This is a genomic window from Propionivibrio sp. (assembly GCF_029255185.1).
Lineage (GTDB): Bacteria > Pseudomonadota > Gammaproteobacteria > Burkholderiales > Rhodocyclaceae > Propionivibrio.
Genome location: NZ_JAPUVO010000076.1, coordinates 1 through 26,169, shown reverse-complemented (window position 1 = coordinate 26,169; position 26,169 = coordinate 1). Strand labels below are relative to the sequence as shown.

At 58.5% G+C, this 26,169-nt stretch carries 29 protein-coding genes, 1 tRNA gene and 1 pseudogene; 15 read left to right on the top strand and 16 right to left on the bottom strand.

The features are described 5' to 3' along the window. Positions 1 to 222: 222 nt before the first annotated feature. The 3 genes from Q1J43_RS04565 to Q1J43_RS04555 all read right to left on the bottom strand — a co-directional run bounded on the left by Q1J43_RS04565 (position 223) and on the right by Q1J43_RS04555 (position 1,637). Positions 223 to 576 carry a hypothetical protein gene (locus Q1J43_RS04565; RefSeq protein ID WP_301101199.1) on the bottom strand — a complete coding sequence of 118 codons (354 nt, stop codon included), beginning with the start codon at positions 574 to 576 and terminating at the stop codon, positions 223 to 225. An 88-nt stretch (positions 577 to 664) separates the two neighbouring features. Continuing rightward, entirely contained in the window at positions 665 to 1,036 is a 372-nt protein-coding gene (locus tag Q1J43_RS04560; protein WP_301101197.1) for a hypothetical protein, read from the bottom strand. Between the two features lie 31 nt (positions 1,037 to 1,067). Beyond that, positions 1,068 to 1,637 carry a hypothetical protein gene (locus Q1J43_RS04555; RefSeq protein ID WP_301101196.1) on the bottom strand — a complete coding sequence of 190 codons (570 nt, stop codon included), beginning with the start codon at positions 1,635 to 1,637 and terminating at the stop codon, positions 1,068 to 1,070. 485 nt (positions 1,638 to 2,122) lie between these two features. Here Q1J43_RS04555 and Q1J43_RS04550 point away from each other — a divergent pair, with 485 nt between their 5' ends. The 3 genes and pseudogenes from Q1J43_RS04550 to Q1J43_RS15875 all read left to right on the top strand — a co-directional run. Beyond that, entirely contained in the window at positions 2,123 to 2,503 is a 381-nt protein-coding gene (locus Q1J43_RS04550) for a type II toxin-antitoxin system RelE/ParE family toxin (RefSeq protein ID WP_301101195.1), read from the top strand. Next, complete coding sequence (locus Q1J43_RS04545; protein WP_301101194.1) at positions 2,481 to 2,810, top strand: DNA-binding transcriptional regulator; 330 nt, start codon at positions 2,481 to 2,483, stop codon at positions 2,808 to 2,810. Before Q1J43_RS04550 ends, Q1J43_RS04545 begins: the two co-directional genes overlap by 23 nt. A gap of 14 nt (positions 2,811 to 2,824) precedes the next feature. Continuing rightward, positions 2,825 to 3,001, top strand: a pseudogene (locus Q1J43_RS15875) (hypothetical protein); the annotation flags it as partial. Here the strand turns inward: Q1J43_RS15875 and Q1J43_RS04540 are convergent. From Q1J43_RS04540 to arfB, 8 genes are all read right to left on the bottom strand, one after another. Then, entirely contained in the window at positions 2,996 to 3,226 is a 231-nt protein-coding gene (locus Q1J43_RS04540; protein ID WP_301101201.1) for a hypothetical protein, read from the bottom strand. The pseudogene Q1J43_RS15875 and the gene Q1J43_RS04540 sit on opposite strands and share 6 nt — an antisense overlap. After that, on the bottom strand, positions 3,126 to 3,356 hold the full coding sequence (locus Q1J43_RS04535) for a nitrous oxide reductase accessory protein NosL (RefSeq protein ID WP_301101193.1): 231 nt from the start codon (positions 3,354 to 3,356) through the stop codon (positions 3,126 to 3,128). The genes Q1J43_RS04540 and Q1J43_RS04535 overlap by 101 nt, the downstream gene beginning before the upstream one ends. Positions 3,357 to 3,493: 137 nt before the next feature. Continuing rightward, on the bottom strand, positions 3,494 to 6,103 hold the full coding sequence (locus Q1J43_RS04530; protein ID WP_301101192.1) for a bifunctional aconitate hydratase 2/2-methylisocitrate dehydratase: 2,610 nt from the start codon (positions 6,101 to 6,103) through the stop codon (positions 3,494 to 3,496). Between the two features lie 206 nt (positions 6,104 to 6,309). Further along, positions 6,310 to 6,534 (bottom strand): RNA-binding S4 domain-containing protein, encoded by a 225-nt coding sequence (locus Q1J43_RS04525; protein ID WP_301101191.1) that lies wholly within the window; start codon positions 6,532 to 6,534, stop codon positions 6,310 to 6,312. 9 nt (positions 6,535 to 6,543) lie between these two features. Then, a complete protein-coding gene (locus Q1J43_RS04520) occupies positions 6,544 to 6,879 on the bottom strand; it encodes a YkgJ family cysteine cluster protein (RefSeq protein ID WP_301101190.1) in 336 nt (111 codons plus the stop codon). 7 nt (positions 6,880 to 6,886) lie between these two features. Then, positions 6,887 to 7,564, bottom strand: a complete 678-nt coding sequence (locus Q1J43_RS04515; protein WP_301101189.1) for an SAM-dependent methyltransferase — start codon at positions 7,562 to 7,564, stop codon at positions 6,887 to 6,889. 88 nt (positions 7,565 to 7,652) lie between these two features. Next, a complete protein-coding gene (locus tag Q1J43_RS04510; RefSeq protein WP_301101188.1) occupies positions 7,653 to 9,512 on the bottom strand; it encodes a potassium transporter Kup in 1,860 nt (619 codons plus the stop codon). A gap of 84 nt (positions 9,513 to 9,596) precedes the next feature. Continuing rightward, complete coding sequence (arfB, locus tag Q1J43_RS04505; RefSeq protein ID WP_301101200.1) at positions 9,597 to 10,013, bottom strand: alternative ribosome rescue aminoacyl-tRNA hydrolase ArfB; 417 nt, start codon at positions 10,011 to 10,013, stop codon at positions 9,597 to 9,599. Between the two features lie 101 nt (positions 10,014 to 10,114). On the opposite strand from arfB, the gene Q1J43_RS04500 reads away from it, so the two are divergent. After that, the gene (locus tag Q1J43_RS04500; RefSeq protein ID WP_301101187.1) at positions 10,115 to 10,570 is read left to right on the top strand and encodes a putative toxin-antitoxin system toxin component, PIN family; all 456 of its coding nucleotides are present in this window, start codon (positions 10,115 to 10,117) and stop codon (positions 10,568 to 10,570) included. Here Q1J43_RS04500 and yaaA read toward each other — a convergent pair. Continuing rightward, positions 10,553 to 11,341 (bottom strand): peroxide stress protein YaaA, encoded by a 789-nt coding sequence (gene yaaA, locus Q1J43_RS04495; protein ID WP_301101186.1) that lies wholly within the window; start codon positions 11,339 to 11,341, stop codon positions 10,553 to 10,555. The two genes, Q1J43_RS04500 and yaaA, sit on opposite strands and share 18 nt — an antisense overlap. Before the next feature lie 177 nt (positions 11,342 to 11,518). Here yaaA and Q1J43_RS04490 point away from each other — a divergent pair, with 177 nt between their 5' ends. The 10 genes from Q1J43_RS04490 to Q1J43_RS04445 all read left to right on the top strand — a co-directional run bounded on the left by Q1J43_RS04490 (position 11,519) and on the right by Q1J43_RS04445 (position 20,483). After that, positions 11,519 to 12,694, top strand: a complete 1,176-nt coding sequence (locus Q1J43_RS04490) for a DUF2863 family protein (RefSeq protein ID WP_301101185.1) — start codon at positions 11,519 to 11,521, stop codon at positions 12,692 to 12,694. 9 nt (positions 12,695 to 12,703) lie between these two features. Beyond that, on the top strand, positions 12,704 to 14,032 hold the full coding sequence (locus tag Q1J43_RS04485) for an adenosylmethionine--8-amino-7-oxononanoate transaminase (RefSeq protein ID WP_301101184.1): 1,329 nt from the start codon (positions 12,704 to 12,706) through the stop codon (positions 14,030 to 14,032). Then, complete coding sequence (gene bioF / locus Q1J43_RS04480; protein ID WP_301101183.1) at positions 14,029 to 15,186, top strand: 8-amino-7-oxononanoate synthase; 1,158 nt, start codon at positions 14,029 to 14,031, stop codon at positions 15,184 to 15,186. The genes Q1J43_RS04485 and bioF overlap by 4 nt, the downstream gene beginning before the upstream one ends. Further along, on the top strand, positions 15,183 to 15,938 hold the full coding sequence (bioH, locus tag Q1J43_RS04475) for a pimeloyl-ACP methyl ester esterase BioH (protein ID WP_301101182.1): 756 nt from the start codon (positions 15,183 to 15,185) through the stop codon (positions 15,936 to 15,938). The genes bioF and bioH overlap by 4 nt, the downstream gene beginning before the upstream one ends. Before the next feature lie 152 nt (positions 15,939 to 16,090). Further along, positions 16,091 to 16,288, top strand: coding sequence for a type II toxin-antitoxin system HicA family toxin (locus tag Q1J43_RS04470; protein ID WP_301101181.1), 198 nt, complete (start codon positions 16,091 to 16,093; stop codon positions 16,286 to 16,288). A 9-nt stretch (positions 16,289 to 16,297) separates the two neighbouring features. Beyond that, complete coding sequence (locus Q1J43_RS04465; protein ID WP_301101180.1) at positions 16,298 to 16,711, top strand: hypothetical protein; 414 nt, start codon at positions 16,298 to 16,300, stop codon at positions 16,709 to 16,711. A gap of 218 nt (positions 16,712 to 16,929) precedes the next feature. Beyond that, positions 16,930 to 17,706, top strand: a complete 777-nt coding sequence (bioC, locus tag Q1J43_RS04460; RefSeq protein ID WP_301101179.1) for a malonyl-ACP O-methyltransferase BioC — start codon at positions 16,930 to 16,932, stop codon at positions 17,704 to 17,706. Between the two features lie 153 nt (positions 17,707 to 17,859). Next, a complete protein-coding gene (gene bioD, locus Q1J43_RS04455; protein ID WP_301101178.1) occupies positions 17,860 to 18,531 on the top strand; it encodes a dethiobiotin synthase in 672 nt (223 codons plus the stop codon). A 144-nt stretch (positions 18,532 to 18,675) separates the two neighbouring features. Further along, entirely contained in the window at positions 18,676 to 19,557 is an 882-nt protein-coding gene (locus Q1J43_RS04450; RefSeq protein ID WP_301101177.1) for an HDOD domain-containing protein, read from the top strand. 26 nt (positions 19,558 to 19,583) lie between these two features. Then, entirely contained in the window at positions 19,584 to 20,483 is a 900-nt protein-coding gene (locus tag Q1J43_RS04445) for a patatin-like phospholipase family protein (RefSeq protein ID WP_301101176.1), read from the top strand. Between the two features lie 25 nt (positions 20,484 to 20,508). Here Q1J43_RS04445 and Q1J43_RS04440 read toward each other — a convergent pair whose 3' ends face one another. From Q1J43_RS04440 to Q1J43_RS04430, 3 genes are all read right to left on the bottom strand, one after another. Further along, entirely contained in the window at positions 20,509 to 21,717 is a 1,209-nt protein-coding gene (locus Q1J43_RS04440; protein WP_301101175.1) for an MFS transporter, read from the bottom strand. Positions 21,718 to 21,814: 97 nt separating this feature from the next. Beyond that, positions 21,815 to 23,728, bottom strand: a complete 1,914-nt coding sequence (locus Q1J43_RS04435; RefSeq protein ID WP_301101174.1) for an ATP-binding cassette domain-containing protein — start codon at positions 23,726 to 23,728, stop codon at positions 21,815 to 21,817. A gap of 9 nt (positions 23,729 to 23,737) precedes the next feature. After that, positions 23,738 to 24,274 carry a peroxiredoxin gene (locus Q1J43_RS04430; protein ID WP_301101173.1) on the bottom strand — a complete coding sequence of 179 codons (537 nt, stop codon included), beginning with the start codon at positions 24,272 to 24,274 and terminating at the stop codon, positions 23,738 to 23,740. 63 nt (positions 24,275 to 24,337) lie between these two features. Between Q1J43_RS04430 and Q1J43_RS04425 the strand changes: the two genes are divergently transcribed. After that, positions 24,338 to 24,412 (top strand) — tRNA-Arg (locus tag Q1J43_RS04425). A gap of 28 nt (positions 24,413 to 24,440) precedes the next feature. Here the strand turns inward: Q1J43_RS04425 and Q1J43_RS04420 are convergent. Continuing rightward, positions 24,441 to 25,607 (bottom strand): ATP-binding protein, encoded by a 1,167-nt coding sequence (locus Q1J43_RS04420; RefSeq protein WP_301101171.1) that lies wholly within the window; start codon positions 25,605 to 25,607, stop codon positions 24,441 to 24,443. Positions 25,608 to 26,169: the final 562 nt, after the last annotated feature.

Below are 26,169 nucleotides of genomic sequence, written 5' to 3'. Positions count from 1 at the left end.
TTCGACTCGCTCCACCGCCCACGGCAACGTCAGACCCAGCAATTGCCGATACAACTCCACGCTTTCCATCGCACGCCCTCCTTGAAGACCATGCGCGAAAGCGTACTACTGACCCACAGAAATGTCTGAAGGACCTTAATTTTTACTGTGGACACGGAGCCGAAATTGAATCCTTCAAGTTCGTTGCCGCGAAGGAGCCTTAGTAGTTGGGCGGCGTTCATATCACTCACGATTAGCAATATTTCCTGGCAAGCTCTTTCGAAGAGTGTCAACTTCAGCGGCGAATTGTTTGTCATTTTTGTAAAGGCGCACGAAGTGTTCTTGGATTGACTCAGGTAAGCCTGTTTTCTTTTCTACGCGACGAAAGCATGCAAGCCTAAGGAGGTAGGACGCAAAGAAGCTGATGACCACGCCCATGACGAAGTGCCAAAAATTCTTTTGGAAATATGCGATTGCTATAGAAGCGATGATTATTCCGGCGGACATGGCCCCAAACTTCTCATCGGTGTTTGCGTGCATAGCCGCCGCTAGGCATCCTTGTGCCCTCGTGTTTGCATTGTGATCGACGTCGCTCATGGCTCTATGCTCCTACCCGAGGTTTGAAATAACCGGCGCGCTTCAACGCGTCCGTGCCGATTGATAGGTAGGCCTGGGCGTTCGTAAGCTACTTCTTGCTCGCGCGAAGATCATCCACCTGTTTTTTGAAATCGGCATCTGAATAGTAAAGCCGCTTGTACGCAGCCTGAAGCTCGGGAAGGATTCCAGCTTGGGCGACTTCACGAGCTGTCGAGACGAAGAGCTTGTAATACATGAAGGCTGCAAACACCACCGCGACGATGACCGGGGTCCATGAACTATGCCACAGGGCAACAGCACCACCAACCACAACACAAACCAACGCCACCATGACGAAAGTCATGGAGTGGTCGAGTTGCAAGGCGACGAGCAGCGAGCCTCGCCTGCGCTCCTCCACGCCAGCTTCGCGGACCAAACGGTCCGCGACGTTCGACGGTACAAAGGGAGGTGGCTGATTCATGGAAGCACTGCCATCGATGTGATGATTTTATTCATGGGACATTTGGCATAATTTTGAAGTATAAGTCTTCGCTTTCTTTCAAAGTCTCCTGAACCCAGGCGGGATCAAGGGCCTCTGCGATTACCACCCAATTACCGTTTTCTGATTTGTCAGCGAGAATGCTCCAAGCATCCCTCAATAACGGAGAACCGGTTGCTGCTGCATCCCTGATTGCCGACTTGGAGAACGCATAGATAATCGATAATGGTGGTGCTCCGTCAATTGTTGGATCAATCGACTTGATCCTATGTTGTGCCATTAATGAATAGCTAAAGAATCGAATCTCCCGGTTTGGACGAATCGAAAGAAGGTGTCCAGCAAGAGCGTATTCCTCGGGAAAGAAAATGATAGCCCATGGGAAGGGCATATTCTGTTCACGGAATGAGTACTCAACATCCAGGAGAAATGATCCTGCGTCCGGCAATTCATCTGAATCATTTTCGTAACCGTACGGTTTGAGGATCGTTTCCATCCGTTTTTCGATTTCTTGATGGAAACCGTACCAAGTCGCTGAATTCTTTTCAGTAAGAGTACCTTGGCTATTGAAGAGTTTATTGGTCATAGGAACCAAAGTTGACGAATAGCACGTAGCCAATTTAGATCACCTCTCAAGATGTCCGGATGAATATATGCTGGCGACACCAGCAAACGTTTGACACTGATTCTCGTGATTAGTTCCCAAAATTTGAATAATTAACGGTGTCGACTCAGCCGGTCGGCTCATTGGCTTACTTTGTCAGCACAGCCACCAAATACCAGATGCCCCACCAACCGCTTAGAAGACTTTCCTTCTGGGACCCCTTCTGTTAAGGCCGATTGTGTGAGGTCACCAACTGCCGCTTCGTAGCATCCAATTTACAACGGAATGGCTGCTCTGGAGAAAGCTGACAGACCGGATTGGGTCGATTTCTTCCCTTCCTCTTGTGTCCCGTGCGTCGCGGTCTTATTGATGGAATCGTCTCATGGAATCGCCTCATGGGTGATGCCTGAGTTGATTTGTCGATAGACATCTGTGTCACTTAGTGGCACAATTAGCTCATGAGACGCGTGTTCAAGACCAAACACTTCAGCCGTTGGATGCGCAAGACAGATCTGACAGACAGAACGCTGTCCGATGCGGTCAAAGAGATGGTCTGCGGCTTGATCGATGCCGATCTCGGTGGTGGTGTGGTGAAGAAACGAGTTGCTCTTCCAGGACGAGGGAAGCGTGGTGGAGCGAGAACGCTTGTCGCGACTAACAAAGGGAATAGATGGTTCTTTGTATTCGGATTTGAGAAGAGCGAACGAGCCAATATCCAAGACGATGAATTGGAGGCTTTGCAGGAAATCGCAGCGGAATTGCTGGCACGGACAAGTCGGCAGTTGGATGAGGCAGTAAAAGACGGAGCGCTAGAGGAGGTTTGCCATGACGACGAAAACCATGACTAAGGTCAAGAGCCGCATCTTTGATGCCGTGCATGAAACGGCAAGTGACCTTCATCGCCTTGGATTTATCGACAAGCGCAAGATGGCAAAATTTGATGTGTTGTGCCTTGACCCTGTCCCGAAATACGACAGCAAAAAAATCCGAGCGCTTCGTGACCATTTGATGCTTAGCCAAGCGGTACTTGCTGCTGTTCTCAATACCAGCCTGTCTACCGTTCGGAAGTGGGAAATTGGTGACAAGCATCCGAGCGGGCCCTCGCTAAAACTGCTTAATCTCTTGGATCGCAAGGGGCTGGAAGCGGTTCTGTAGCGACAGACTCACCAATGCCTGTCAACTTTCTGAATCTCCCCGGCCTCAATGTGCTGGACTTCAAGGAAACCGAGACGGACAACCATGTACGAGCGGAGCCACGGGTTATATCCCGCATGTGTCCACACTGTGGCCGGTCGAATGAAACGGTCAAGCACGCACAGAAAACGCTGTTCATCCGTGATTTAACATCCCAAGGAAAGTGCGTAGCGATCCACCTCGACGTGCCGCGTCTGCGCTGCAAGCCGTGCAATCTGACTTTCACCGCATCCGTACCGGAAATCGACACAACCCGGCAAATGACCGAACGCCTGGTTAAGTGGGTTGGGCGGCAGGCCCTTGAGTACACCTACGCCGAGATCGCCAAGCAAGTCGCAGGACTTTGCCGCCATATTGTGCTGAAAAGGTTTTTGCATCCGCTTCGGCGCCAAATGATGCGACGGTGGGCTCCATCGAACCTTTACGGCTGCTGCCGACAACGTAGAACGCGCTTCTGGCGTCTATCCAGTGGCCTTGCGGATAAGATTTGAATCTCCAAGCCGCCACTGTAAGCTCGGCGCTTGGCAGCAGTGGTGCGAATTAAACCGGTGTCCGGTAGAGGCGAAATAGCCGTCTAAAAACAAAAACCCGCACCAGTAACGGCGCGGGTTTCAGAGCATTAAAACTGCTCTACTTTTTAGACGCTACACAGTAACTTCTGCTGCGGAATCAACAAAGTAGGGGATTTCATTAAAGTTCATGTAGCGGTAAACATCAGCCGCCTTGGCATTCACTATTTTCACCTTCTCCATATACTCTGCGACGGTCGGGATTTTTCCGATCAGGGCGCAAATGGCGGCCAGTTCGGCGGAACCGAGGTACACGAAGGTGTCGATGCCCAGACGGTTGGGAAAGTTGCGTGTCGAGGTCGACATTGCCGTGCTGCCCTTTTTGATCTGCGCCTGGTTGCCCATGCACAGCGAGCAGCCGGGCATTTCCATGCGCGCACCGCTCTTGCCAAGAATGGCGTAGTAGCCTTCCTCGTTGAGGATGGTGGCATCCATCTTGGTCGGCGGCGCGACCCACAGGCGTGTCGGGATGTCCGACTTGCCTTCAAGCACCTTGGCGGCAGCGCGGAAGTGGCCGATGTTGGTCATGCACGAGCCGATGAAAACCTCGTCAATCTTGGTGCCGGCAACTTCAGAGAGCAGCTTGACGTCGTCCGGGTCGTTCGGGCAGGCGACGATGGGTTCCTTGACGTCGGCCAGATCGATTTCGATTATGGCGGCGTACTGCGCATCGGGGTCAGCCTTGAGCAGTTGCGGGTTGGCGATCCACGCTTCCATGGCCTTGATGCGGCGGCCGAGGGCGCGCTTGTCTTCGTAGCCGGTGGCGATCATCCACTTCATCAGCGTGATATTCGAGGTCATGTACTCGATGATCGGCGCTTTGTCCAGGTGGACGGTGCAGGCTGCGGCAGAGCGTTCGGCCGAGGCGTCGGAAAGTTCGAACGCTTGCTCGATTTTCAGATCGGGCAAACCCTCGATTTCGAGGATGCGGCCGGAGAAGATATTCTTCTTGCCCTGCTTGGCGACGGTCATCAACCCCTGCTTGATAGCGTAGTAGGGGATGGCATTGACCAGATCGCGCAGCGTGATGCCTTCTTGTAACTTGCCCTTGAAGCGCACCAGAACGGATTCGGGCATGTCCAGCGGCATGACGCCGGTAGCGGCGGCAAAGGCGACCAGACCTGAACCTGCCGGGAAGGAAATGCCGATCGGGAAGCGTGTGTGCGAGTCGCCACCAGTGCCGACGGTATCGGGCAGCAGCAGGCGGTTGAGCCAGGAGTGGATGATGCCGTCGCCCGGACGCAGCGACACGCCGCCACGGGTGCTGATGAAGCTGGGCAGGGTACGATGGGTCTGTACGTCGACCAGCTTCGGGTAGGCCGCCGTGTGACAGAAGGACTGCATCACCATGTCGGCCGAGAAGCCCAGGCAGGCCAGGTCTTTCAATTCGTCGCGCGTCATCGGGCCGGTGGTGTCCTGCGATCCGACGGTGGCCATCTTCGGCTCGCAGTAGGTGCCGGGCAGAATGCCCCGCTGCTTACCATTTTCTTCGGGCAGGCCACAGGCGCGGCCGACCATCTTCTGTGCCAGGGTGTAGCCCTTGCCGGTATCGGCAGGGTTCTGCGGCAGACGGAACAGCGTGGACACCGGCAGCCCCATGGCGGCGCGGGCCCGGGCCGTCAGGCCACGACCAACGATCAGCGGGATGCGGCCACCAGCACGCACTTCGTCGAGAATCACCGGTGTCTTGAGCTGTGATTCGGCGATGACTTTGCCGTTCTTGAGCGCGGTGACTTTCGTTGTCGCTGTGTCGATCTTGAGCTCGATCTCATCGCCCATGTTCATCTGTTCGACGTCAATCTCGATCGGCAGTGCGCCGGCATCTTCCATGGTATTGAAGAAGATCGGAGCGATTTTGGAGCCCAGGCAGAAGCCACCGAAACGCTTGTTCGGGACGAAGGGAATGTCTTCGCCGGTAAACCACAGCACCGAGTTGGTCGCCGACTTGCGCGAGGAGCCGGTGCCGACCACGTCGCCAACGTAGGCGATCAGATTGCCCTTCTTGGCCAGCGCTTCGAGCTGCTTGACCGGACCCCGGCTGCCCGGCTCATCGGCGTCGATTCCCGGACGCGCGTTCTTGAGCATGGCCAGCGCATGCAGCGGAATATCGGGACGCGTGGTGGCGTCTGGCGCCGGCGACAAGTCGTCGGTATTGGTTTCGCCAGTGACTTTGAAGACTGTCAATGTCTGCGAAGTCGGCACTTCCGGGCGCGAGGTGAACCACTCGGCGTCGGCCCACGATTGCATGACGCTCTTGGCATTTGCATTGCCTTGGTCGGCGAGCTCTTTGACGTCGTGGAAGAAGTCGAACACCAGCAGCGTTTTTTTCAGCGCCTGCGCAGCAAAGGTGCCTACTTCGGCATCGCCAAGCACGTCGATCAGCGGCTTGACGTTGTAACCGCCGAGCATGGTGCCGAGCAGTTCGGTAGCTTTGGCCCTGGAGATCAGCGCGCAGGATTCGTCGCCCTTGGCGACCTTGGCGAGAAACTCGGCCTTGACCTTGGCGGCGTCATCGACACCGGCGGGGACACGGTGGGTCATCAGCTCGACCAGCACCCGCTCTTCGCCCTGGGGCGGATTTTTCAGCAACTCGATCAGCTCGGCAGTCTGCTTGGCGGTCAGGGGAAGTGGCGGGATGCCAAGCGCAGCGCGCTCGGCAACATGGGCACGATAGGATTCCAGCATGGGGCGTCCTTTCTCAAAAGTTGCGGGGGTGGAGGAGTGACTTGAATTCGGGTTATTCATTGTAGTGCAAGGCCAAGACAGTTACAGCGCGAAGTCAAAGTAGTGCTGATACCGAAGAAATACAACTCTTGTATATGATATAAGATAAATAGGATGCTGTGAAGTAAGCTGGATGAGCGTTTCGGACTTTTTAATCGCCGCCGCCCTCAAGACCCTTCGCTGGCAAGCAGTTTAACCGTCTCCTCGCCATAGCGCACCACCTGACCGGGGCGGAGCTTGGCGCGTTTGCGCGTCTCAACGACGCCATCAACGCTGACTTTTCCGGCCTCGATTTCGGAATGCGCGTAGCCGCCCGAATGGCACAGGCCCGTTGTTTTGAGCAACTGATCCAGTTGAATGTAGTCACCGCGAACCTCAAGAAATAGGGTCATAACATCCTTTCACAGAGGCGACAAACCATGGCGCCGCCGGGCGCGATCACAAGCGTCATCACCAATCCCCAATGGCGCGTAGGGCGCAAAATCACGGCAGGGGCCAGGACGTTGTTCATAAATGCCGCAGCGTACCGCCTGACCGATCTCGCCTTCGAGCGCGATGCAACGTGGTGGCGCTGCATCAGTGCCGAGCATGCGCACCAGCGTGGGGGTCAAGGCGACGGTCAGTTCCGCCGGCACGCCCCGATTCCCGGCAAAAGCCAGATCAACACAATCAAAATCGACGCGAAAAGCCGCACAACAAGCGCCACAGCTAAGACAGGCAAAATCCGGCATAGTCATCGTTTTCTCACAATGTGACTCGGGTGCGGTAAAGCGGATGCCCGGAGTTCAGGTATTTCCGCTCAAAGGGCGTCAATGGGTTCTGTGGTGCATAGGGCTCACAATGGGCTGAGCGTAACGTCAGGCGGTTGATGGCGAAACAGAACTCGTCGATATAAATACGCCAGTTGCTGCGGCATTCGAGCACGCCACCGAGTGCGAGCAAGGCCGGAAAAACCGGATGGCCGTGCCAGCGTCGCGAAAGGTGGCCAATTTTCGGCCAGGGATTTGGATAAAGCAGGTAGTGACGAGCCAAGTGGATATTGGCCTCAAGCATCAATCGCCAGTAGTCGACCAGGTCAGCGCGAACCAAATCAAGATTGAGCGGCAAACGAGACGAACCCGGTGTGGCGCCAGTATTTCTGCACAGACGCGATGCGGACTGATCGACACCGATCACGTAATGGTCGGGAAAAGCGAGCGCCAGCGCCAGGCTGCTCTCGCCAACGCCGCAGCAGGAATCAAGAATCAGCGGCGCAGCGGCCGCCACCCGTGCGCGACGTTCGAAGCTGGCAGCGAAAGCAGCGCGGTTGTAATCACTATATGGCTTGCGAAATAGAGCAGTGGCATGGCGCTCAAGCAGCGTCCCCAAGTGGTCATGAATCGCACTCTGGGCGCTGCTAGGCAGGCGTGAGTTGGCGTACATCGCGGCGATCAGGCAGTACGCGGCAGCGCGTTGCGCAACACGTGGTCGGCGAGTCCATCCATCGGCGCCAGCAGAATTTTCCCCACGGCTAGATCACCAACTGGGTTCCCAGTTCAACGACACGATCGGTAGGAATCCTGAAAAATTCGGTCGCACTGGTCGCGTTCTTTGACATCAGCGCGAACAAGCGGGAACGCCAGGCCGAAATATTGCGCGGTAGCGTGGGCACAATCGTTTCATGCGAGAGATAGAAGGTGGTTTCCGTAATGTCGAAACTCTCGCCGAAGCGTTTGCAGCGCTCGAGGGCACGCGGAATGTCCGGGTCTTCCATGAAACCATAGCGGATGATCAGCCGCACAAAGCCCTTGCGCATCCGGTGCAGATAGATGCGATCCAGTTCGTTCACGTGCGGCGTGTTGGTCGTCTGCACGGTGACTAGGACAACCCGCTCATGGAGCACCTGATTGTGCTTGAGATTGTGCAGCAATGCGGCAGGAACGCCCTCCTTGGAACTGGTCATGAAGACGGCGGTACCATTGACGCGATGCACTTTATCGATCATATCGAGAAAGGAATGCATGGGGATACTCTGCTTGGCCATTTCTTCGCCGACCAGGCGGCGGCCGAGGCGCCAGGTGGTGAGCACGGCGAATGAAGCCAGCCCCATAGCGACCGGAAACCAACCGCCTTCGGGAATCTTTAACGCATTGGCGCTAAAGAAGGCCAGATCAACGATCAGCAGCGAACCGGCGATAACGGCGACCGCAGACCAGTGCCAGCGCCACATCAGCACCATCACAAAAGCGACGAGGATGGTATCGATCAGCATCGTCCCGGTGACTGCAATGCCATAGGCGGCGGCCAGATTGGAGGAGCTCTGGAAGCCGATGACCAGCGCGATCACGGCCAGATAAAGGGTCCAGTTGGTGAACGGCACGTAAATCTGGCCTTCGGCCTTGCCCGAGGTATGGACGATCAGCATGCGCGGCAGGAAACCCATCTGGACAGCCTGACGCGCCACCGAGAAGGCTCCAGAAATCACCGCCTGGGAAGCGATCACCGTTGCCACCGTGGCCAGGATAACCATCGGCACCAGAGCCCAATTCGGCCCCAGATGGAAGAATGGATTGATAATGGCTTCAGGCTCATTGAGCAGCAGCGCGCCCTGGCCGAAATAGTTGAGCACCAGCGTTGGCATGACAAAACCGAACCAGGCCAGGCGAATAGGGAAGCGGCCAAAATGGCCCATATCGGTGTACAGCGCCTCGCCACCGGTCACCGCCAGCACCACCGAGCCGAGGGCGAGGAAAGCAAGGCCTGCGTGGTTGCTGACAAAGTGGAGCGCATAGATGGGGTTAAGCGCCACCAACACGCCGGGATGGCGAGCCACCTCGATTGCCCCAAGCACGCCCAGAATGGCGAACCAAAGGACCATGATCGGTCCGAAGAGCATGCCGACGGTTCCGGTTCCGCGCCTCTGGATGAAGAAAAGAGCGGTCAGAACGCTCAGGGTAATCGGCAGAACGTAAGGCTTGAGGGCCGGGGTGACGATCTCAAGCCCTTCGACAGCGGAAAGCACCGAGATCGCCGGCGTGATCATGCTGTCGCCATAAAACAGGGCGGCGGCAAAAATGCCGAGCAGGGTAACGGCCCAGGTCATGCCGGAATTGCTGGCCCGCTCGGTGACCAGCGCCAGCAGTGCCAGAGAGCCGCCCTCGCCCTTGTTGTCCGCACGCATGATCACGGCAACATACTTGACCGAGACCAGCACCATGATCGACCAAAAGACCAGTGAAAGAATGCCCAGAATGTTCTCGGGTGTCACCGGAATCGGATGGTGGCCATTGAAGATTTCCTTCATGGCATAGAGCGGGCTGGTGCCGATGTCTCCGAAAACGACACCGATGGCGCTGACCGTCAGCGCCGGAAGCGCTTGGCGAGAATGCATAACTCCCTCTTTTCCCCGGATGACAGCCACATGTCATGATCATGAATTGACCAGTCTACTGCAAATTTCTTTATCCAGAGCGGATTACTGATTTTCAACCCGACCGCGCAGAACCTTGACCAATCCGCGCCTGACCTTGTTCTCGACGCGCTTCTTCTGCGCACTGCGCGACGGCCGGGTCGGGCGACGCAGCACGGGGACAAAGGCAGCACGGGCAATCAATTCGCGCAAACGCGTCAGGGCGTCAATTCGATTGCGTTCCAGACTGCGGTGCGACTGCGCCTTGATTACCACCACGCCGTCGGCGCTGACCCGCTGGTCACGCAACTCCAGCAGCCGGGCCTTGATTTCATCGGGCAGCGATGAGGCGCCGATGGCAAAGCGCAAATGGATGGCGTTCGACACCTTGTTGACGTTCTGACCACCGGCGCCCTGCGCGCGAATGGCGATGAACTCAACCTCTTCCTCGCGCAGCATGATTTGTGAGGAATGAACGGGCATTTTATCGGCGTCGTGATTTGAGCCGGTCATTATAAGTGCTATCGTGCGGCGGCGTTCCGACATCCAGTCCGTATAGCAACCTTCTACTCCCGATCAAAGCCATGCCCACCCTGCCCTCCCGCATCGTACGCCTCGTACTCGACACCAACATCGTGATGGACATGCTGCACTTCAACAACCGTCATACGCAGCCGCTGCAAACAGCCATCAACAATGGTCAGTTGCAGTGTTTTACCGATGGCCAATGCCTGTCCGAACTTGAACGGGTCACCGGCTACCCGGAGTTTGGTCTCGACGCTCTGGAGCGCCAGGCCCTGATGGATAACTATCTGGGGGTCGTCACCTTATGCAACGCCAGCGGCGAGGAAAACTATCTTCTGCCGCGCTGCCGTGACGAGGACGATCAGAAATTCCTGATTCTTGCCGCGCGCTGCCAGGCCGACCTGCTCATCACACGCGACAAGCTGTTGCTCAAGCTCAACCGCCACAAGCACAAACCACCCGCCAGCCCCATCCTGACGGCGGAAGACGCCTGCCGGCTACTTGGCCTCATCTGATTTTCGACGGAAAACCCAGCGCGTCGCCGTAGAGGCTTCGGCGGTAAAGGCATAGCCTTCGGCGGCAAAAGTCTTCAGGCCTTGCGCCGCCTTCAGCCGTTGAGTCAACACAAAGCGTGCCATCAGCCCGCGCGCGCGCTTGGCGTAAAAACTGACGACCTTGTATTTACCCTGACCAACGCTCCAATCCTCGAACACCGGCTCAATCACAGGCACGGTAAGCTGCTTGAGCTTGACCGACTTGAAATATTCCTGAGATGCCAGATTGACCAGCGCCTTGGCCTTGACTTCAAGCAGCGCCGAATTGAGCTCATCGGCGATGCGTTCGCCCCAGAAGGCGTAGAGATCCTTGCCGCGCGGGTTGGCCAGTGCGGTGCCCATTTCCAAGCGATAGGCCTGAATCAGGTCAAGCGGGCGCAGCAGACCGTACAACCCGGAGAGGATGCGCAGATGTCCCTGCGCAAACTTCAGGTCAGCCGCCGCCAGCGTCGTGGCGTCCAGCCCTTCATAGACATCACCGTTGAAGGCCAGAACCGCTTGCTTGGCGTTGGCCGGGGAAAACGGAAGTTTCCATTCAGCATAACGCGTGGCGTTGAGCGTGGCGAGTTGATCGCTGATGCCCATCAATTTGCCAATTTCTGGCGGCGATAACTGGCGCAGACCTTCGATCAGCAGTTGTGACTGATCGAGGAAGCGGGGCTGGGTATGCGTCGCAACACCGGGCGGCGTCGAGAAATCAAGCGTTTTGGCGGGAGAAAGAACAACGATCATGGTTTGTATCCTGGCCGAAAATCATTCCGAAGCAGATTGTAAGCGACCTGACCAAGTGCTTGCCGTTCCCGAAACGCGATTCTTCCCTGTCGCCAAGGAAGAAATGATCAGACAAGCAGTGCTCACCTTCGTCTTGGTACAATAGCGGATTGTTTCCACTGCGCAGGTTCCCCCATCATGAAACGCAACCGTCCCTCCTCGCGTAAGCGCATCTCGGCCGACGCTACTGAACTTGGCCGGCTGGCCACCGGCCTGGCTGAGTCCGGCGGCAAACTGGAGGATCTGTTCTGGGAAAAAGAGCTCGCCGAACTGATCGACAAACTGCTGCACGACGGCGCCGAAGACGACCTGAACGCTTCGCTGGACCGTCTGTTCGACTCGCACGCGGCGGCGCATGACAGCCTGGCCGACATCATCGAATCGCGTGCAGAATCTTCCGTGCTCTCGCATCAAGGGCAGGATTTCGACATCCTGCTGTTCAATGTGCCGGTGCTGGCCTGGTCACGCTTCTCGATCCCGGCCGGAACGATCCCCAGGAGCACGCTGCAAACGCTCAAGGTGCATCTGGGCGCCCATGTCTTTTCGGCGCACGCCCAACTGGCGCTGGCCGACTACCTGTACAGCCCGGATCAATTGCCGCGCAGCTTCGTCGACACCTGGCAACTGATGCGCGATCTGGGCGGCGCGGCGCTGGGCAAGGAGGCCTTGAAGCTTGATCTGTCGACGCTGCCTGAAACCAACCAATTCCTCTCGGACACCCGCTATCTGATCGGCGCCATTGCCGTGCCGCACGGCATGCCGCTATTCCGCTGGAATGAGTCGAAAACCTGCACGCGCGAGTCCGCGCTCAAGGAATGGGTCAAACAGGGCGGCCCCTGCCTGGAGCCTCTGCTCACCGGTTGCGCCTTCCAGACCCTGCTCGCCGATGCCTATCACGCCGCCTGCCGCACCGCCGACATGGCCTCGCGCCCTTACTCGCTGCGCGCGTCGGTGACCTTTCTGCAAACCACCCTGGGCCAACCCGCCGAAGCCCTGCGCGCCGTTATCGGCGGCTTTCACGACAAGCGCCTGGAGGAATACCGTATCGGTTTTGGGCCGCGCGACGGCGACACGATTTATCACGGTGTCATTTGGCCGCTGCTCGGCGCCGAGGACGAAACGACTGACGTGGTCGGCGAGGTGGAGAGCCTGCTGCGCGAATCCGGCCTCAAGGAAGTCCTGGTGCACAGCCAGCAGTTTCCCTTCGAGTTCTGCGACGACTGCGGCGCACCGCTCTACCCGAACATCGAAGGCGAACCGGTGCACGCCGAAATGCCCGAGCAGAACAACACGCCATCGCAGACCTTGCATTGAACCTTGCTGATGCGCAATGCCGACCTGCTGCAACGCAGCCTCAATGCCGTCTGGCACCCGTGCACGCAGATGAAGCAGCACGCCGGCGACGGCGCGCTGCCACTGGTTCCGATTGCGCGCGGCGAGGGCGTCTGGCTGCATGATTTTGACGGCCGGCGCTACCTCGATGGCATCAGCTCGTGGTGGGTCAATTTGTTCGGCCACTGCAACCCGCGCATTAACGCAGCTCTGCGCAAGCAACTCGACGAACTCGAACACGTCATCCTGGCCGGCTTCACCCAGCAGCCGGTCGTCGAACTCTCGGAACGTCTGGCGACGCTGACCGGCGGCGCGCTCGGTCATTGCTTCTACGCCTCCGATGGCGCCTCGGCGACCGAGATCGCGCTCAAGATGTCCCTCCACTCGTGGCGCAATCGCGGGCGCAGCGAGAAGCAGAACTTTCTATGCCTTGAAGGCAGCTACCACGGCGAGACGGTCGGCGCGCTGGCGGTTACCGACGTGGCGATTTTCAGGGACGCCTATGCACCGCTGGTGCGCGCCGCAGCCACCGTCCCGACGCCCGACGCGCGCCGGGCCCGTGACGGCGAAACACCCGCCGATACTGCCCGCCGCGCCGCGCTGTCGCTTGAAACTCATCTCACTGCACACCACCAGAACATTGCAGCGTTGATCGTCGAGCCGCTGATCCAGTGCGCCAGCGGCATGGCCATGTACGACCCGGAGTACCTGCGCCACGCGCGCGCGCTGTGCGACCACTACGAGGTGCATCTGATCTGCGACGAGATCGCCGTCGGCTGTGGTCGCAGCGGAACCTTTTTTGCGTATGAGCAAGCCAACATCAAACCGGACTTCCTGTGCCTGTCGAAAGGTATTTCGGGCGGGTATCTGCCGCTCTCGATCGTACTTAGCACGGATGCCGTCTATGCCGCGTTCTACGACGATGCCACCAGCCGCGGCTTCCTGCACTCGCACTCCTATACCGGCAACGCGCTGGCCTGCCGCGCAGCGCTGGCGACCCTCGACATTTTCGCCGAGGACGAAGTGCTCGCCGCTAACCGCGTGCTCGCCGCACATCTTGGCGAATGTCTGGCGCCGCTCGCCGCACACCCTTGCGTCAGGCACTTCCGTCAGCGCGGAATGATTGCGGCATTTGACGTAGTCAGCGACGACCCTCAGTTTTCCAGCCGTTTCTATCGTGCCGCGCTTGACCGCGAAATCCTGCTGCGCCCGATCGGCAATACCGTCTACGTCATGCCACCCTACGTGATCAGCCGCGAAGAATGCGCCTTCCTCGCCGGTCGCGCGGAACAAGCGCTCGACGCGGCGCTGAGCCCATGATCTGGGACGAACTGGAAAGTGCGCTGGACAGCCTCGAAGCGGATGGTCTGAAACGCCACCAGCGCACGCTGGAGGCGCCCTGCGGCCCGCTAGCGGTAGTCGATGGCCGCCCGCTGATCAGCTTTTGCAGTAACGACTACCTTGGCCTGGCCAACGATCCGGTCCTGGTTGAGGCCGCCTGCGCCGGCGCCAGGGCCTGGGGTGTCGGCAGCGGCGCCTCGCATCTGGTCAGCGGTCACCAGTCGCCGCATGTCGCACTCGAAGCGCGGCTCGCCGCCTTCACCGGTTTTCCGCGCGCCCTGCTCTTTTCCACTGGCTACATGGCCAACCTCGGCATTGTTCCAGCTCTGGTCGGGCGCGGCGACGCGGTGTTTGCCGACAAGCTCAACCACGCCTCGCTGCTCGATGCCGTACAGCTTTCGCGTGCTGAAAGCCAGCGCTACGCGCACGGCGACCTGGCCGCGCTCGAACGTCTACTGGCCAAGAGCAGCGCTAAACGCAAGCTGATCCTCAGCGACGCCGTGTTCAGCATGGACGGCGACCTGGCGCCGCTGCCCGGGCTGCTCGAACTCGCGCAGCGCTATGACGCCTGGCTAGTGATCGACGACGCGCACGGCTTTGGCGTACTCGGCGACGAAGGTCGCGGCAGCCTGGCGCATTTCGGCATCGGTTCCGCCGCCCAACGCCTGCTCTATATGGGCACGCTGGGCAAGGCCGCAGGTGCTTCCGGGGCCTTTGTCGCCGCTTCGCAGACGGTCATCGAATGGCTGCTGCAACGTGCCCGTACCTATATCTTCACCACCGGAAGCAGCCCGCTGATCGCCTGCGCGCTGGCTGCCAGCCTTGACCTGATTGAGAGCGGCGATGCCCGCCGGGCACATCTGAGTGAGCTTACCGTGCAACTGCGCGACGGGCTGGCCGACACCCGCTGGCAACTGCTGCCATCGCCGACGGCCATCCAGCCAGTGCTCATCGGCGACAACCACGAAGCACTGCGCATTGCTAACGCGCTCTACGAACGCGGCCTGTGGGTGCCGGCCATCCGTCCGCCGACCGTCCCCAGGGGAACTGCCCGCCTGCGCGTATCACTGAGCGCCGCGCATAGCGCCGCACAGGTGGCAAGCCTGGTCGCCGCCCTGCAGGATCTGGCATGAGCGCGCTCATGGTCGAACGCATGGGTCAGGGCAGCGATCTGGCGCTGATTCACGGCTGGGGAATCGGAAAATCGGCCTGGCAAACCGTGCTGCCGCTGCTGACGCAGCGCTTTCGCGTGCATCTGGTCGAACTGCCGGGCTACGGATCTTTTCCCGACAAAGCACCAGTCGCAGACTTCATGGAAACAGCCGCAGCGCTTGCCGATTCTCTGCCCGCCGGGTGCACCCTGTGCGGCTGGTCGCTTGGCGGCTTGCTCGCCATGCAAGCTGCATGTTTCGAACCACGACGCGTCGGCCGGCTGATCCTCTGCGGCTCCACGCCCAGCTTCATCCAACGCGCCGACTGGCCGCACGCGCAGCCGCCGGCACTACTTAACAGCTTCAGCGAGGCGGTTGCCGACAATGCCGCAGGCGCCCTGCAACGCTTCAGCGCCCTGCTCAACCAGGGCGATGTCCGGGCCCGCGCCAACGTCCGTACTCTGGCGCGAGCCCTGACCGCCAACCCGCTGCCCGACAGCGCAACGCTTTTGCGCGGCCTGCACTGGCTGGGTTCGGTCGACCTGCGCGCTCAGATCGCCGCGATCACCCTGCCGACGTTAATCATCCACGGCGAAAATGATCCGCTGATGCCGCTCGCCGCCGCGCACTGGCTTAATGAAAACCTGCCGCACGCACAACTTAAGATATTCAACAGCGCGGCCCACGCCCCCTTCCTGAACGACCCTGAACAGTTTGTCCAGCTGTTCATATAGAACGATTATTGCTTCATCTCCGTTACATTTTTGACGGAGGCGTGGGTAGCGAGTGCGCTGTCTCATTTTCAGGGGCAAATAAGACAACAAGCCGCCAGAGGAGGACGTAAATAAACATTTGTGTTGCGTTTTTATTGAAAAAAACAACATAAATGTTTATTATTGGCCCCGTGAACTCGAACCAGATGAAGAAGTGGCTGGAACAGCAAGGCGCGACTTTCCAGCCGGGCAAGGGTTCTCATCTAAAGGTGTTTCTTAATGGCCATCAATCGACGCTGCCGATGCATGGTACGGCGGAGCTTGGCAAGGGACTGGTAGCCGCGATCAAACGCCAGCTTGACTTGAAGTAAGGAGAATTCATGTTTGACTACCCGGTAATCCTCGCGCCCGATGAGGGCACGGTTCTGGTGACCTTCCCGGATGTTCCAGAGGCGATCACCTTCGGCAGTGATGAGGATGAGGCCCTGCTCTATGCCGTTGATGCACTGGAATCTGCGCTCTCGTTTTATGTCGATGCGCGCAAACCGCTGCCGGTCCCCAGCGCCGCCGACGGTCGACCGACGGTGCGCCCGTCGGCGCTGGAGTGCGCCAAGCTTGGGGTGTATCAGGCGATGACCGAGCAGGGGATAAAAAAGGCGGAACTGGCGCGCCGGCTTGGCTGGCATATGCCGCAGGTGGATCGGCTGTTCGATCTGAACCATGCGTCGCGCTTTGATCAGATCGAGGCGGCAGCGCGAGTGTTGGGGCGCCACCTCGATATCCGTGTGGCGTGATTTCATCCGGACTTATTTAATTTTTCTTGGTTCAGTGGCCATCCTGCGCGAACGCGTCGAGTTTATAACGATGAGGTTTGCGATCATTGCGGGTTAGCGCCAATACCCGCCGGGCCGATCGGTTTCACCTGTTCGGCGTACAACTGCTTGAGCCGCGGCCCACGCCCCCTTCCTGAACGACCCTAAACGTTTTGCCCGGCTAATTGACGATTTCTGTTATGCCCCTGTCAACGATTAAGCCGCGCGTCCGTGAATCATTCGAACGCGCGGCCACCACCTACGACGCTGCCGCAGTGGTTCAGCGCCGGGTCTGCGAGCGGCTGCTCGAAACGCTCGATCCTTCCGTATTTCCACTGGCGCACCAACTGCTCGACGCCGGCTGCGGCACCGGCTACGGCGTGCGCCTGCTGCGCCAGCGCTGGCCCACAGCCCATATCACCGGCGTCGATTTCGCCCCGGCAATGCTCGATCTGGCGCGCCACGACAGCGATGCCTGCTGCGCTGCTGACATCGAAATGCTACCCTTCGCCGCAGCCAGTTTCGACCTGTGGTGGTCAAGCCTGACCATTCAGTGGTGTGACACTGACATCGCTTTTGCGGAAGCAGCCAGGGTTCTTAGGCCAGGCGGCCAGCTCGCTCTGAGCACCCTGGGGCCGGGCACCTTCAAGGAACTGCGCGCCGCATTCTCCACCGTCGACCAACACCGCCACACGCTGCCTTTCAGCGCGCCGAAAGCGATCAGCGAGGCGCTGACCCATGCCGGATTTTGCAATATCAGCCTGCGTCGCGAAAAACACACCGCCCATTACCCCAACCTGAAAACCCTGCTGCACGCGGTCAAAGCCATCGGCGCGCACAACGTCGGCGAGGGTGGTCGCAGCGGGATGATGGGGCGCCAGGCCTGGCAGCAGGTTGAAGCCGCCTACGAACAGCACCGTGAAGCCGCCGGCCTGCCGGCCAGCTACGATGTCATTATTGGCTATGCGAGAAAATGAACAGAGCAGATCACCACAACGGCACAACGGGCACAACGAAAAACGAACAAAGGGGAAAAGGTTTTGCAAAAAAATCGTCTGTAGTCACCCTTCGTTGTGCCCGTTGTGTCGTTGTGGTTAACGTCTTTTTAATCCAACTCCAAACAAAACAAAATGAACCCACCTATCAAACCGGCCTGGTTCGTCACCGGAACCGACACCGAAGTCGGCAAGACCTTTGTTGCCTGTGCGCTACTGCATGCGCTGCGCAACAAGGGGGTGGCGGCCATTGGCATGAAGCCGGTGGCCGCCGGTACCGATGCCGAAGGCAGGAACGCTGACGTCGAAGCCTTGCTCGCCGCCTCCGGCGGGCGGGCGCCACGCGAACTCGTCAATCCCTACCTTTTTAATCCGGCGATTGCCCCGCATATCGCGGCGGTTGAAGCGGGACGACGTATCGAGCTGGCGTGCATCGTCGCGGCGTTCGAGGCTTTGCTTGGAATGGCCGACGCGCTACTGGTCGAGGGCGTTGGTGGCTTCTGCGTGCCGCTCGGCCCACAACTTAGCACCGCCGACCTCGCCGAAAGACTCCAGTTGCCCGTCATCCTCGTCGTCGGCATGCGCTTGGGCTGCATCAACCACGCGCTGCTCAGTCAACAGGCCATTGCCGCACGCGGACTCAAGCTGGCGGGCTGGGTCGCCAACCGAACCGACCCGCAGATGTCCCACTTCGAGGAGAATCTGGCAGCGTTGACAGAGCGCATGGCATCGCCCTTGCTCGGCGTCATCCCAAGCAAATGCACGCCGGAAAAGGCAGCAAAGCTGATCAGGCTCCCCGAGTGCTAATCAGTTGAACGGGGGGCGGAACGACTGCGGCTGGATTCGTCTTGCCGCCGGCAGATGCTGCGCGTACCATGTGCCGAAATTCGTTGATCAAGCGCAATCAATCCAGTATTCAGCCTGTTTCTTTTTGAGGACGTATTGAGGCAAATGCTTAGTCAGCCACCGCAAGACCTTAAAGCCTGGGTACTCTTCTTCAGCAATGCCGAAATGCCGATTCTGCGTCAAACGGCACGCCGACTTGAAGAGGCGCGTCAGGACATGGACAAGATCAGCGGTCGCGATATTGCCAATATCGTGCTGCAGGACCCCTTGATGGCTGTCCGTGTTCTCGCTTACATCCAGCCTTTCCGTGGCAAGCATTTGCGCTCGGACATCACGACCATCGCCAATGCGGTCATGATGCTCGGCATAGAACCTTTCTTCAGCCGATTCGAAACGCCGGTCACCATCGAAGCCATGCTCAAGAACGAGCCGCAGGCATTGCTTGGTGTGCTGCAGGTCATCCGCCGTATTCAGCGCGCCTCGAATTATGCCTATGACTGGGCTGTCGAGCGACACGACATGAATGTCGAGGAAGTCGCCCTTGCCGCTTTGCTGCATGACCTTGCGGAGATTCTGCTGTGGTGTTTTGCACCCAAGCTGGCCATTGAGATTCGCGACCGGCAGCAGGCCGACAAGACCCTGCGCAGCGCCAGCGCGCAAAAACAAGTCCTTGGTTTTCCACTGTTTGATTTGCAACTGGCGCTTTGCGATGTCTGGCATTTGCCCGATCTGCTCAACGCTCTGATGGACGATGCCAATGCGCATCTGCCGCGCGTTCAAAACGTCACCTTGGCAGTCAACCTTGCCCGCCACTCGACTAGCGACTGGAGTGACCCTGCGCTACCTGACGACTTGAGCGCTATCGAGAAATTGCTGCATATCAAGCGCGAATCGCTACTCTCCCGCCTGAACATTCCTGCCGAAATCCTCCCGCAGTTTATGCCCCCCGCATTGGAAGCCGCGCCGAAGAACATTCAAACGCCATAGCCTGGCAGCAACTCGACGAGACACCCATGCGCCACCACCATTTCCCGACTCTGCTCGCCACCCTTGTCGCCCTGACCCTGTCGGCGTGCGCGTCCAAGCCTCCGGCACCACTGCCATCAATTCCCCCGCCACCGCCGGTTACGGCCAAGACGGTAAGGGTCGGTCTCGCCCTTGGCGGTGGCGCCGCGCGCGGTTTCGCCCACATTGGGGTCATCAAGGTACTGGAGGCGCAGGGGATCAGCCCCGACATCATCGTCGGCACCAGCGCCGGCGCCGTAGTTGGCGCGCTCTACGCCGCCGGAAACGACGGCTTCGAATTGCAGAAACTGGCGCACAAACTCGATGAAACAAAATTTGCCGACTGGTCGGTTCCGGACCGCGGCGTGCTCAAGGGCGAGGGGCTACAGAAGTTCGTCAATGACGCCGTTGCACAGCGGCCGATCGAAGGTCTGAAAAAACTCTTCGCCGTCGTCGCCACCGATCTGAACAGCGGCGAGAGCATCCTCTTCCGGACCGGCAACACCGGCATGGCCGTGCGCGCCTCGGCAACGGTGCCTGGTGTCTTCAGGCCGGTCAGCATCAATGGCCACGAATACGTTGATGGTGGCCTGTCGAGCCTGGTTCCGGTGCGCAGCGTCCGGCAGATGGGCGCCGACGTGGTGATCGCCGTCGATATCTCGGCGCCACCAGGCAACCAGCCGGTACGCGGCACGCTCGATATCCTGCTGCAAACCTTCACCATCATGGGGCAGAACCTCGCCCGCTACGAAATGAAGGAGGCCGACGTTGTCATTCGCCCACAGGTCGGCAACTTCGGTCCAACCGATTTTCTGGCCCGCCACGACGCGATTCTAGAAGGTGAAAAAGCCGCGCAGGCGGCGCTGCCGCAGATTCGCGCGGCAATCAGAAAAGCATCGGGAATCTGAGGACCTCCGGACATTTCGGGTTCGCTCAGCTCAATTGCAGCGCGCGCAAGGCAGGGCGTAAACCCAATGTCAAAGGAAGGACAAGCAGAACGAATGCCGCGATTACTTCGAACGTATGCGGCACGCCAATCCTGTCGCCGATCAGTCCATAGAGTGCCGGTGCGAAGGCACCAGCTCCGATTGTAAGTGTGTAGAAAACCCCAAAAGCACGTGATCGTCGCGAAACTGGAACGAGTTCAGGTACCGTCCCATAGAGTACCGATGAGGTTCCGTTTAATGCGATGCCAATTACAGGCAGCAAGAGCATCGAATGCTCCAGCGAGAGTGGAAGTATCAAGACAATGCCGATTGCTGTGGCAAGCTCGGTTATGATCAAGGTGCGCAGAACACCGGCACGCACTGCAAGCAAACCGCAAAAGAATTTTCCCGTGGCGCCTCCCGCGAATGCGAGACTCAGCGCAAAGCCTGTCTGCGTTACCGAAGCGCCTTTGGCGATCAATGCGAACGGCAACAGTGACAGGAATCCCATTCGTGTTGCGCTGTCGATCACGCCAATTGCTGCCAATGAAATAAACCCCCGGGTCGCCAATGTATCCAGGTGCCCCTCTGTTGTTGCCGACATGTCCGGCACACGCACTCTGGCAGTACTTTGCTGCTCTCGCGGCAAGGCAAACCAGACGGCAAGAGCCGCGCCCAGGCCAAGCATGCCCATCAGTGAAATTACAAAATGCCAGTCGTATACGGCGAGGAGCGCCGCGCACAACGCCGGCAAAAGAACCTTGCCGATATCGCCGGAGAAATTGTAGGCGCTCAACGCAGCGCGCAACTGCGTACCATCAGTCACACGAGAAACAAGCGCGGAGCCGAGTGGATGTTGCACGCTTGCTCCCGCCCCACTAAGCATCAGACACAGCGCAAGACCGACAAACCCCGCCGTCCATCCCGACATCATGAACCCGCCTGCGGCGACGAGCGTACCCAACGCCAGCAGAACACGTTCTCCGATCCGCTCTGAAAGCAGACTCATCGGTACCTGTAACGATGCCATCGAAGCGGAACACAGTGTCTTCAGCAGACCGACCTGCGCTAGTGACAACCCGAACGCAACTTGCCAGACCGGGAACAAAACGAACAAAAGATCGGAAAATCCGTCGTGCAGCACGTGGGCACCACAGCATGCGAAGATGGTGCGTCGTCTGCGCAGAGGGTCAAGTACAAGTGAAATGGCTGGCATGAAAGTTCATTCGATGAATATTGATTATCGCCAGGAGAACCAGGTTTTTTTCGCTTTTCTTGGTGCCTTGGTGGTTCGCTGTGTTGCCCTTGATTTATCACCCCTCCAGCGCTTCCCAGCGTTCGAGCAGGACCAGCAGTTGATTGTCGATTTCGCTCAGGCGTAGCGAAAGTCCCTGAGCATCTTGAGTCTGTGACTGGTAGAACGCTGGGTCTGCGAGCCGCAGGCTGATCTCTTTCTGCTCCTGCTCAAGGGTGGCGATTTGTTGCGGTAATTCGGATAATTCTCGACTTTCCTTGTAACTGAGCTTGCGGCTGCTATCGGCCTTGACCTTGGGTGACGCAGCACTTGGTTCCGCACGCCTGGCCGTTGACTGGGCCGCGTCAGCGGCGCGCCGCTTGACCTGATAATCCGCCCAGTCCTGATAGCCGCCTGCATACTCGCGCCAGACGCCGTCGCCCTCGTAGGCAATGGTCTGTGTTACGACATTGTCAATGAAGGTCCGGTCATGACTGACCAGAAACAGGGTTCCCGTGTACTCCTGCAACAATTGTTCGAGCAGTTCCAGCGTCTCGATATCGAGGTCGTTGGTCGGTTCGTCGAGCACCAGCACATTGGCCGGCCGAGCAAACAGGCGAGCCAGCAACAGGCGATTGCGTTCGCCGCCGGAAAGCGACTTGACCGGCGAACGCGCACGTTGCGGTGCGAAGAGAAAATCGCCCAGATAGCCGATGACATGCTTTTTCTCGTTGCCAATCTCAACATAATCCGAACCCGGCGAGATTACATCGACCAGCGCCGCCTCTTCGTCAAGCTGCGTTCTGAACTGGTCAAAATAAGCCACCTGGATTTTGGTTCCGAGTCGCACAGTGCCCGTGTCCGGCGCCAGTTCGCCGAGGATCAGACGCAGCAGTGTCGTTTTGCCGGCGCCGTTGGGCCCGATCAGGCCAATTTTGTCGCCACGCTGCAAACGGCAGGAAAAATCGCGCACTACGGTCAATTGTTGCGCGCCCTCGCCAAAGTGCTTGCTGACGTGTTCCAGTTCGGCAACCAGTTTGCCGCTCTTGTCGCCAGAATCAAGGGTCAATTCAACCTTGCCCTGGCGCTCGCGGCGTGCAGCACGGTCGCGCCGCAACTGTTCAAGACGCAGTACCCGGCCCTCGTTGCGCGTACGCCGCGCTTCGACTCCTTTGCGAATCCATACTTCCTCCTGCGCCAGAAACTTGTCGAATTTAGCGCTCTGGATCGCCTCGTCGTGCAGTATCAGTTCCTTCTTGGCCAGATAGGCGGAAAAATTACCGGGACAGGAGAGCAGGCGCCCGCGATCGAGTTCGACGATGCGCGTCGAGACGCGATCGAGAAAGCGCCGGTCATGGGTGATGAAAACCATCGCCACACCCGATGAAATCAGCATATCCTCCAGCCATTCGATAGCGCCAATGTCCAGATGATTGGTCGGCTCGTCGAGCAGCAGCAGATCGGGGGAGATGGCCAGCGCCTGCGCCAGCGCCAGGCGCTTCTTCTGGCCGCCGGAGAGGGTACCGACGCGCGCGTCGGGGTCCAGTGAAAAGCGCTGAATCACCCGTTCGGCCTGAGTCTCGAAGGACCAGGCTTGGCGCGATTCGAGCTCGCCCTGCAAGTAATGCATGCGTTCAAGCAAGGTTTCATGGTCCGCCGCGGGCTCGCCCATGGCGTGCGTCACTGCGTGATATTCGGTGAGCAACGCGGAAATCTCCCCCATGCCGGCGACTACGGCCTCGAACACCGACAGATCGGGGTCAAACGGAGGCTCCTGCGGCACATAGCCCAGGCGGATACCCGGCTGAACCCACACGTTTCCATCGTCGAGCGCACCCTGCCCGGCCAGAGCCCGCAACAAAGACGATTTTCCGGTCCCGTTACGGCCGATCAACGCAATGCGCTCGCCTGGATCGAGCAGAAAATCGGCGTGATCAAGTAGAGGCACATGGCCATAGGCGAGCGATGCATCGGACAGAATCAGGTGCGGCATGAAGTGGGCTTACTTTCTGGGGGATGAAGACAGTTGCTTGAGGTCGGCGATGATCTCGGCGGAGTGTTTCGAGGTGTCGACCTTAAGATAGGCTTTGGCGATTTTACCTTGCGGATCGATCAGAAAGGTGTAACGACGGGCGAATCGAGTGACCATCCAGTCCGCGTAAGCGCCATAACGCCTGGCCACATCGCCGTCCTTGTCGGCCAGTAACGGGAAAGGCAGGTGATATTTTTTCGCAAACTCGGCATTCGACGCCGCGCTGTCAATGCTCACGCCGACAATCTGCGCACCCAGCGCCGTCAACTGCGCCATGTCGTCGCGGAAACTACAGGCCTCCTCAGTACAGCCCGGCGTATCGTTCTTCGGATAGAAGTAAAGCACCAGCCACTTGCCGCGCAGGCTGTCGAGTGAAACATCCCGCCCGCCCTGGTCGGACAGCACAAACGCCGGCGCCATGCTGCCTACGACCGGCACCTCATCCGCCCATGCCAGGCTACAGAGGGCAAGCAACAGAAACAGCCAGACTTGTTTGATCATCATCATTCTCCCACCGAAACAATAGAAATTGGCGGCTTACCACCTCGGCACGCTAGAATACGTCCCGTTCTCCTCGTAGCATAACGGATAGTGCACGCGCCTCCTAAGCGTGAGATATGGGTTCGATTCCCGTCGAGGAGACCAAAAAAGCATCCGTTCAATGGAAACGCGCCTATCGAAAATCAGCGTCCGCCATGTCCTGCCATCCGGTGAGCAAACAATGCTCCCGCTCATGGCTATCCGTTCCACCGTAAATCAGGATCGGCTTTAGAGTTGGCGTGTCACCAGCGAATTTCTGCCACTTCTTCAACCCATCCGTCCAGTCCGCAGCAAAAGTACTGCCGGACTTGATTTCAACCGCCTGCAAACCGGCGGCTGTCTCGAACACCGCATCGATCTCATGCCCGGCACTATCCCGCCAGAAATACAGGTCGGCCGGCTGGCCGGCATTGAAGCGCTGTTTGATCATTTCTGAAACCACCCAGGTTTCAAACAAGGCGCCCCGGGCGGCATGCGTGGACATCGACGCTTCGTCACGAATCCCCAACAACCAGGCCATCAAGCCCACATCGAGGAAATACAGCTTGGGCGATTTCACCAGACGTTTGCCAAAATTCTGAAAATACGGCGGCAAACGAGTTACCAGATAGCTGGTCTCCAGAACGGTCAACCATTCGCGCGCCGTGACCGCCGAGATGCCACAATCGGCGCCCAGCGCCGCCAGATTAAGCAATTGCCCGGAGCGCGCCGCACACATACGGACAAAGCGCTGGAACTGCGATAAATCACGCACGGCAATGATCTGCCGGACATCGCGCTCCAGATACGTCGCCACATAGTTCGGAAACCAGTCGTTCGCCGCCAGATCGCGCTGATAAATCGCCGGATAGCCACCATTCAGCAACAATAGGTCAAGCGTGGTCGGCAAGCCGGCGCCCTGCACCTCACCCAGCGACAAAGGTAAAAGCTCCACCCGTCCAACCCGGCCGGCCAGCGACTGGCTCATGCCAGCAATCAGATCGAACTGGGCCGAGCCGGTCAGTACAAACTGCCCCATCACCGGGCGCTCATCGACCAGACCCTGTAGCCACGACAGCAACGCCGGACAGCGCTGCACCTCATCCAGAATTGCCCCCTCGGGAAAGCGCGCCAAAAATCGCTTGGGGTCATGCTCGGCGAAATCCCTTTCGTCCGGATTTTCCAGAGAAACATAGGGCTTGTCGGGGAATGTGGCGCGTGCCAGCGTCGTCTTGCCGGATTGGCGCGGCCCGGTCAAGGCCAGCACCGGAAATCCCCGGGCCAGACGTTCCAGCGTGGTACGAGCTTGACGTGGATACATAAACACCTCGTTTATTGCAAATCGAAAGTGTTGACTTTGATTTGCAATATTAGCAAAAACAAACTCGCATGTTCAGACAAAACGCTTCAATTCATCTACTCGCAAAAACCCCTCATATCGAGGGTTGCGAATTTATTTTCAGAAAAAGTGGCGGTTTTTGGCTGGCCCCCCGGTCTCACATTCCCCTGTTCGATTCCCGTCGAGGAGACCTTCTGGCACTCTCGTTGATCTGGAATTGATCTGGACAAGGCGGGGTGGCGTTATCTCTTCGCCTCCGCTTTATAGACAGTCACGTTTCCGGCATGAACGGCTCTTCCGCAATCGATGCCGACCGTTCGCGGGCTATACTTCAGCATCCGGGCTTTCACAAAGGCCTTCATAACTGGTCCTCCTGCGTAAATGTGACAGAACCAGGTTTTTCGATAACCGATAGGGGTAGGGATGAGCGCTCGCCCACCCTACCCCCAGGGCAATTGCATCAAATTCCCTTTAACCCGAGGAGACTGGCGCGATAAGCATCGGAAGAAGCGGCGAGAATGCGACGAGTATAGATACCCCCTTT

What these genes read in the sequence shown, in the direction of transcription:
- Q1J43_RS04565 (WP_301101199.1), bottom strand. Translation starts at nt 576, where the DNA reads ATGAGCGACGTCGATCACAATGCAAACACGAGGGCACAAGGATGCCTA.
- Q1J43_RS04560 (WP_301101197.1), bottom strand. Translation starts at nt 1,036, where the DNA reads ATGAATCAGCCACCTCCCTTTGTACCGTCGAACGTCGCGGACCGTTTG.
- Q1J43_RS04555 (WP_301101196.1), bottom strand. Translation starts at nt 1,637, where the DNA reads ATGACCAATAAACTCTTCAATAGCCAAGGTACTCTTACTGAAAAGAAT.
- Q1J43_RS04545 (WP_301101194.1), top strand. Translation starts at nt 2,481, where the DNA reads ATGACGACGAAAACCATGACTAAGGTCAAGAGCCGCATCTTTGATGCC.
- Q1J43_RS04540 (WP_301101201.1), bottom strand. Translation starts at nt 3,226, where the DNA reads ATGCAAAAACCTTTTCAGCACAATATGGCGGCAAAGTCCTGCGACTTG.
- Q1J43_RS04530 (WP_301101192.1), bottom strand. Translation starts at nt 6,103, where the DNA reads ATGCTGGAATCCTATCGTGCCCATGTTGCCGAGCGCGCTGCGCTTGGC.
- Q1J43_RS04525 (WP_301101191.1), bottom strand. Translation starts at nt 6,534, where the DNA reads ATGACCCTATTTCTTGAGGTTCGCGGTGACTACATTCAACTGGATCAG.
- Q1J43_RS04520 (WP_301101190.1), bottom strand. Translation starts at nt 6,879, where the DNA reads ATGACTATGCCGGATTTTGCCTGTCTTAGCTGTGGCGCTTGTTGTGCG.
- Q1J43_RS04515 (WP_301101189.1), bottom strand. Translation starts at nt 7,564, where the DNA reads ATGTACGCCAACTCACGCCTGCCTAGCAGCGCCCAGAGTGCGATTCAT.
- Q1J43_RS04510 (WP_301101188.1), bottom strand. Translation starts at nt 9,512, where the DNA reads ATGCATTCTCGCCAAGCGCTTCCGGCGCTGACGGTCAGCGCCATCGGT.
- arfB (WP_301101200.1), bottom strand. Translation starts at nt 10,013, where the DNA reads ATGCCCGTTCATTCCTCACAAATCATGCTGCGCGAGGAAGAGGTTGAG.
- Q1J43_RS04500 (WP_301101187.1), top strand. Translation starts at nt 10,115, where the DNA reads ATGCCCACCCTGCCCTCCCGCATCGTACGCCTCGTACTCGACACCAAC.
- yaaA (WP_301101186.1), bottom strand. Translation starts at nt 11,341, where the DNA reads ATGATCGTTGTTCTTTCTCCCGCCAAAACGCTTGATTTCTCGACGCCG.
- Q1J43_RS04490 (WP_301101185.1), top strand. Translation starts at nt 11,519, where the DNA reads ATGAAACGCAACCGTCCCTCCTCGCGTAAGCGCATCTCGGCCGACGCT.
- Q1J43_RS04485 (WP_301101184.1), top strand. Translation starts at nt 12,704, where the DNA reads ATGCGCAATGCCGACCTGCTGCAACGCAGCCTCAATGCCGTCTGGCAC.
- bioF (WP_301101183.1), top strand. Translation starts at nt 14,029, where the DNA reads ATGATCTGGGACGAACTGGAAAGTGCGCTGGACAGCCTCGAAGCGGAT.
- bioH (WP_301101182.1), top strand. Translation starts at nt 15,183, where the DNA reads ATGAGCGCGCTCATGGTCGAACGCATGGGTCAGGGCAGCGATCTGGCG.
- Q1J43_RS04470 (WP_301101181.1), top strand. Translation starts at nt 16,091, where the DNA reads ATGTTTATTATTGGCCCCGTGAACTCGAACCAGATGAAGAAGTGGCTG.
- Q1J43_RS04465 (WP_301101180.1), top strand. Translation starts at nt 16,298, where the DNA reads ATGTTTGACTACCCGGTAATCCTCGCGCCCGATGAGGGCACGGTTCTG.
- bioC (WP_301101179.1), top strand. Translation starts at nt 16,930, where the DNA reads ATGCCCCTGTCAACGATTAAGCCGCGCGTCCGTGAATCATTCGAACGC.
- bioD (WP_301101178.1), top strand. Translation starts at nt 17,860, where the DNA reads ATGAACCCACCTATCAAACCGGCCTGGTTCGTCACCGGAACCGACACC.
- Q1J43_RS04450 (WP_301101177.1), top strand. Translation starts at nt 18,676, where the DNA reads ATGCTTAGTCAGCCACCGCAAGACCTTAAAGCCTGGGTACTCTTCTTC.
- Q1J43_RS04445 (WP_301101176.1), top strand. Translation starts at nt 19,584, where the DNA reads ATGCGCCACCACCATTTCCCGACTCTGCTCGCCACCCTTGTCGCCCTG.
- Q1J43_RS04440 (WP_301101175.1), bottom strand. Translation starts at nt 21,717, where the DNA reads ATGCCAGCCATTTCACTTGTACTTGACCCTCTGCGCAGACGACGCACC.
- Q1J43_RS04435 (WP_301101174.1), bottom strand. Translation starts at nt 23,728, where the DNA reads ATGCCGCACCTGATTCTGTCCGATGCATCGCTCGCCTATGGCCATGTG.
- Q1J43_RS04430 (WP_301101173.1), bottom strand. Translation starts at nt 24,274, where the DNA reads ATGATGATGATCAAACAAGTCTGGCTGTTTCTGTTGCTTGCCCTCTGT.
- Q1J43_RS04420 (WP_301101171.1), bottom strand. Translation starts at nt 25,607, where the DNA reads ATGTATCCACGTCAAGCTCGTACCACGCTGGAACGTCTGGCCCGGGGA.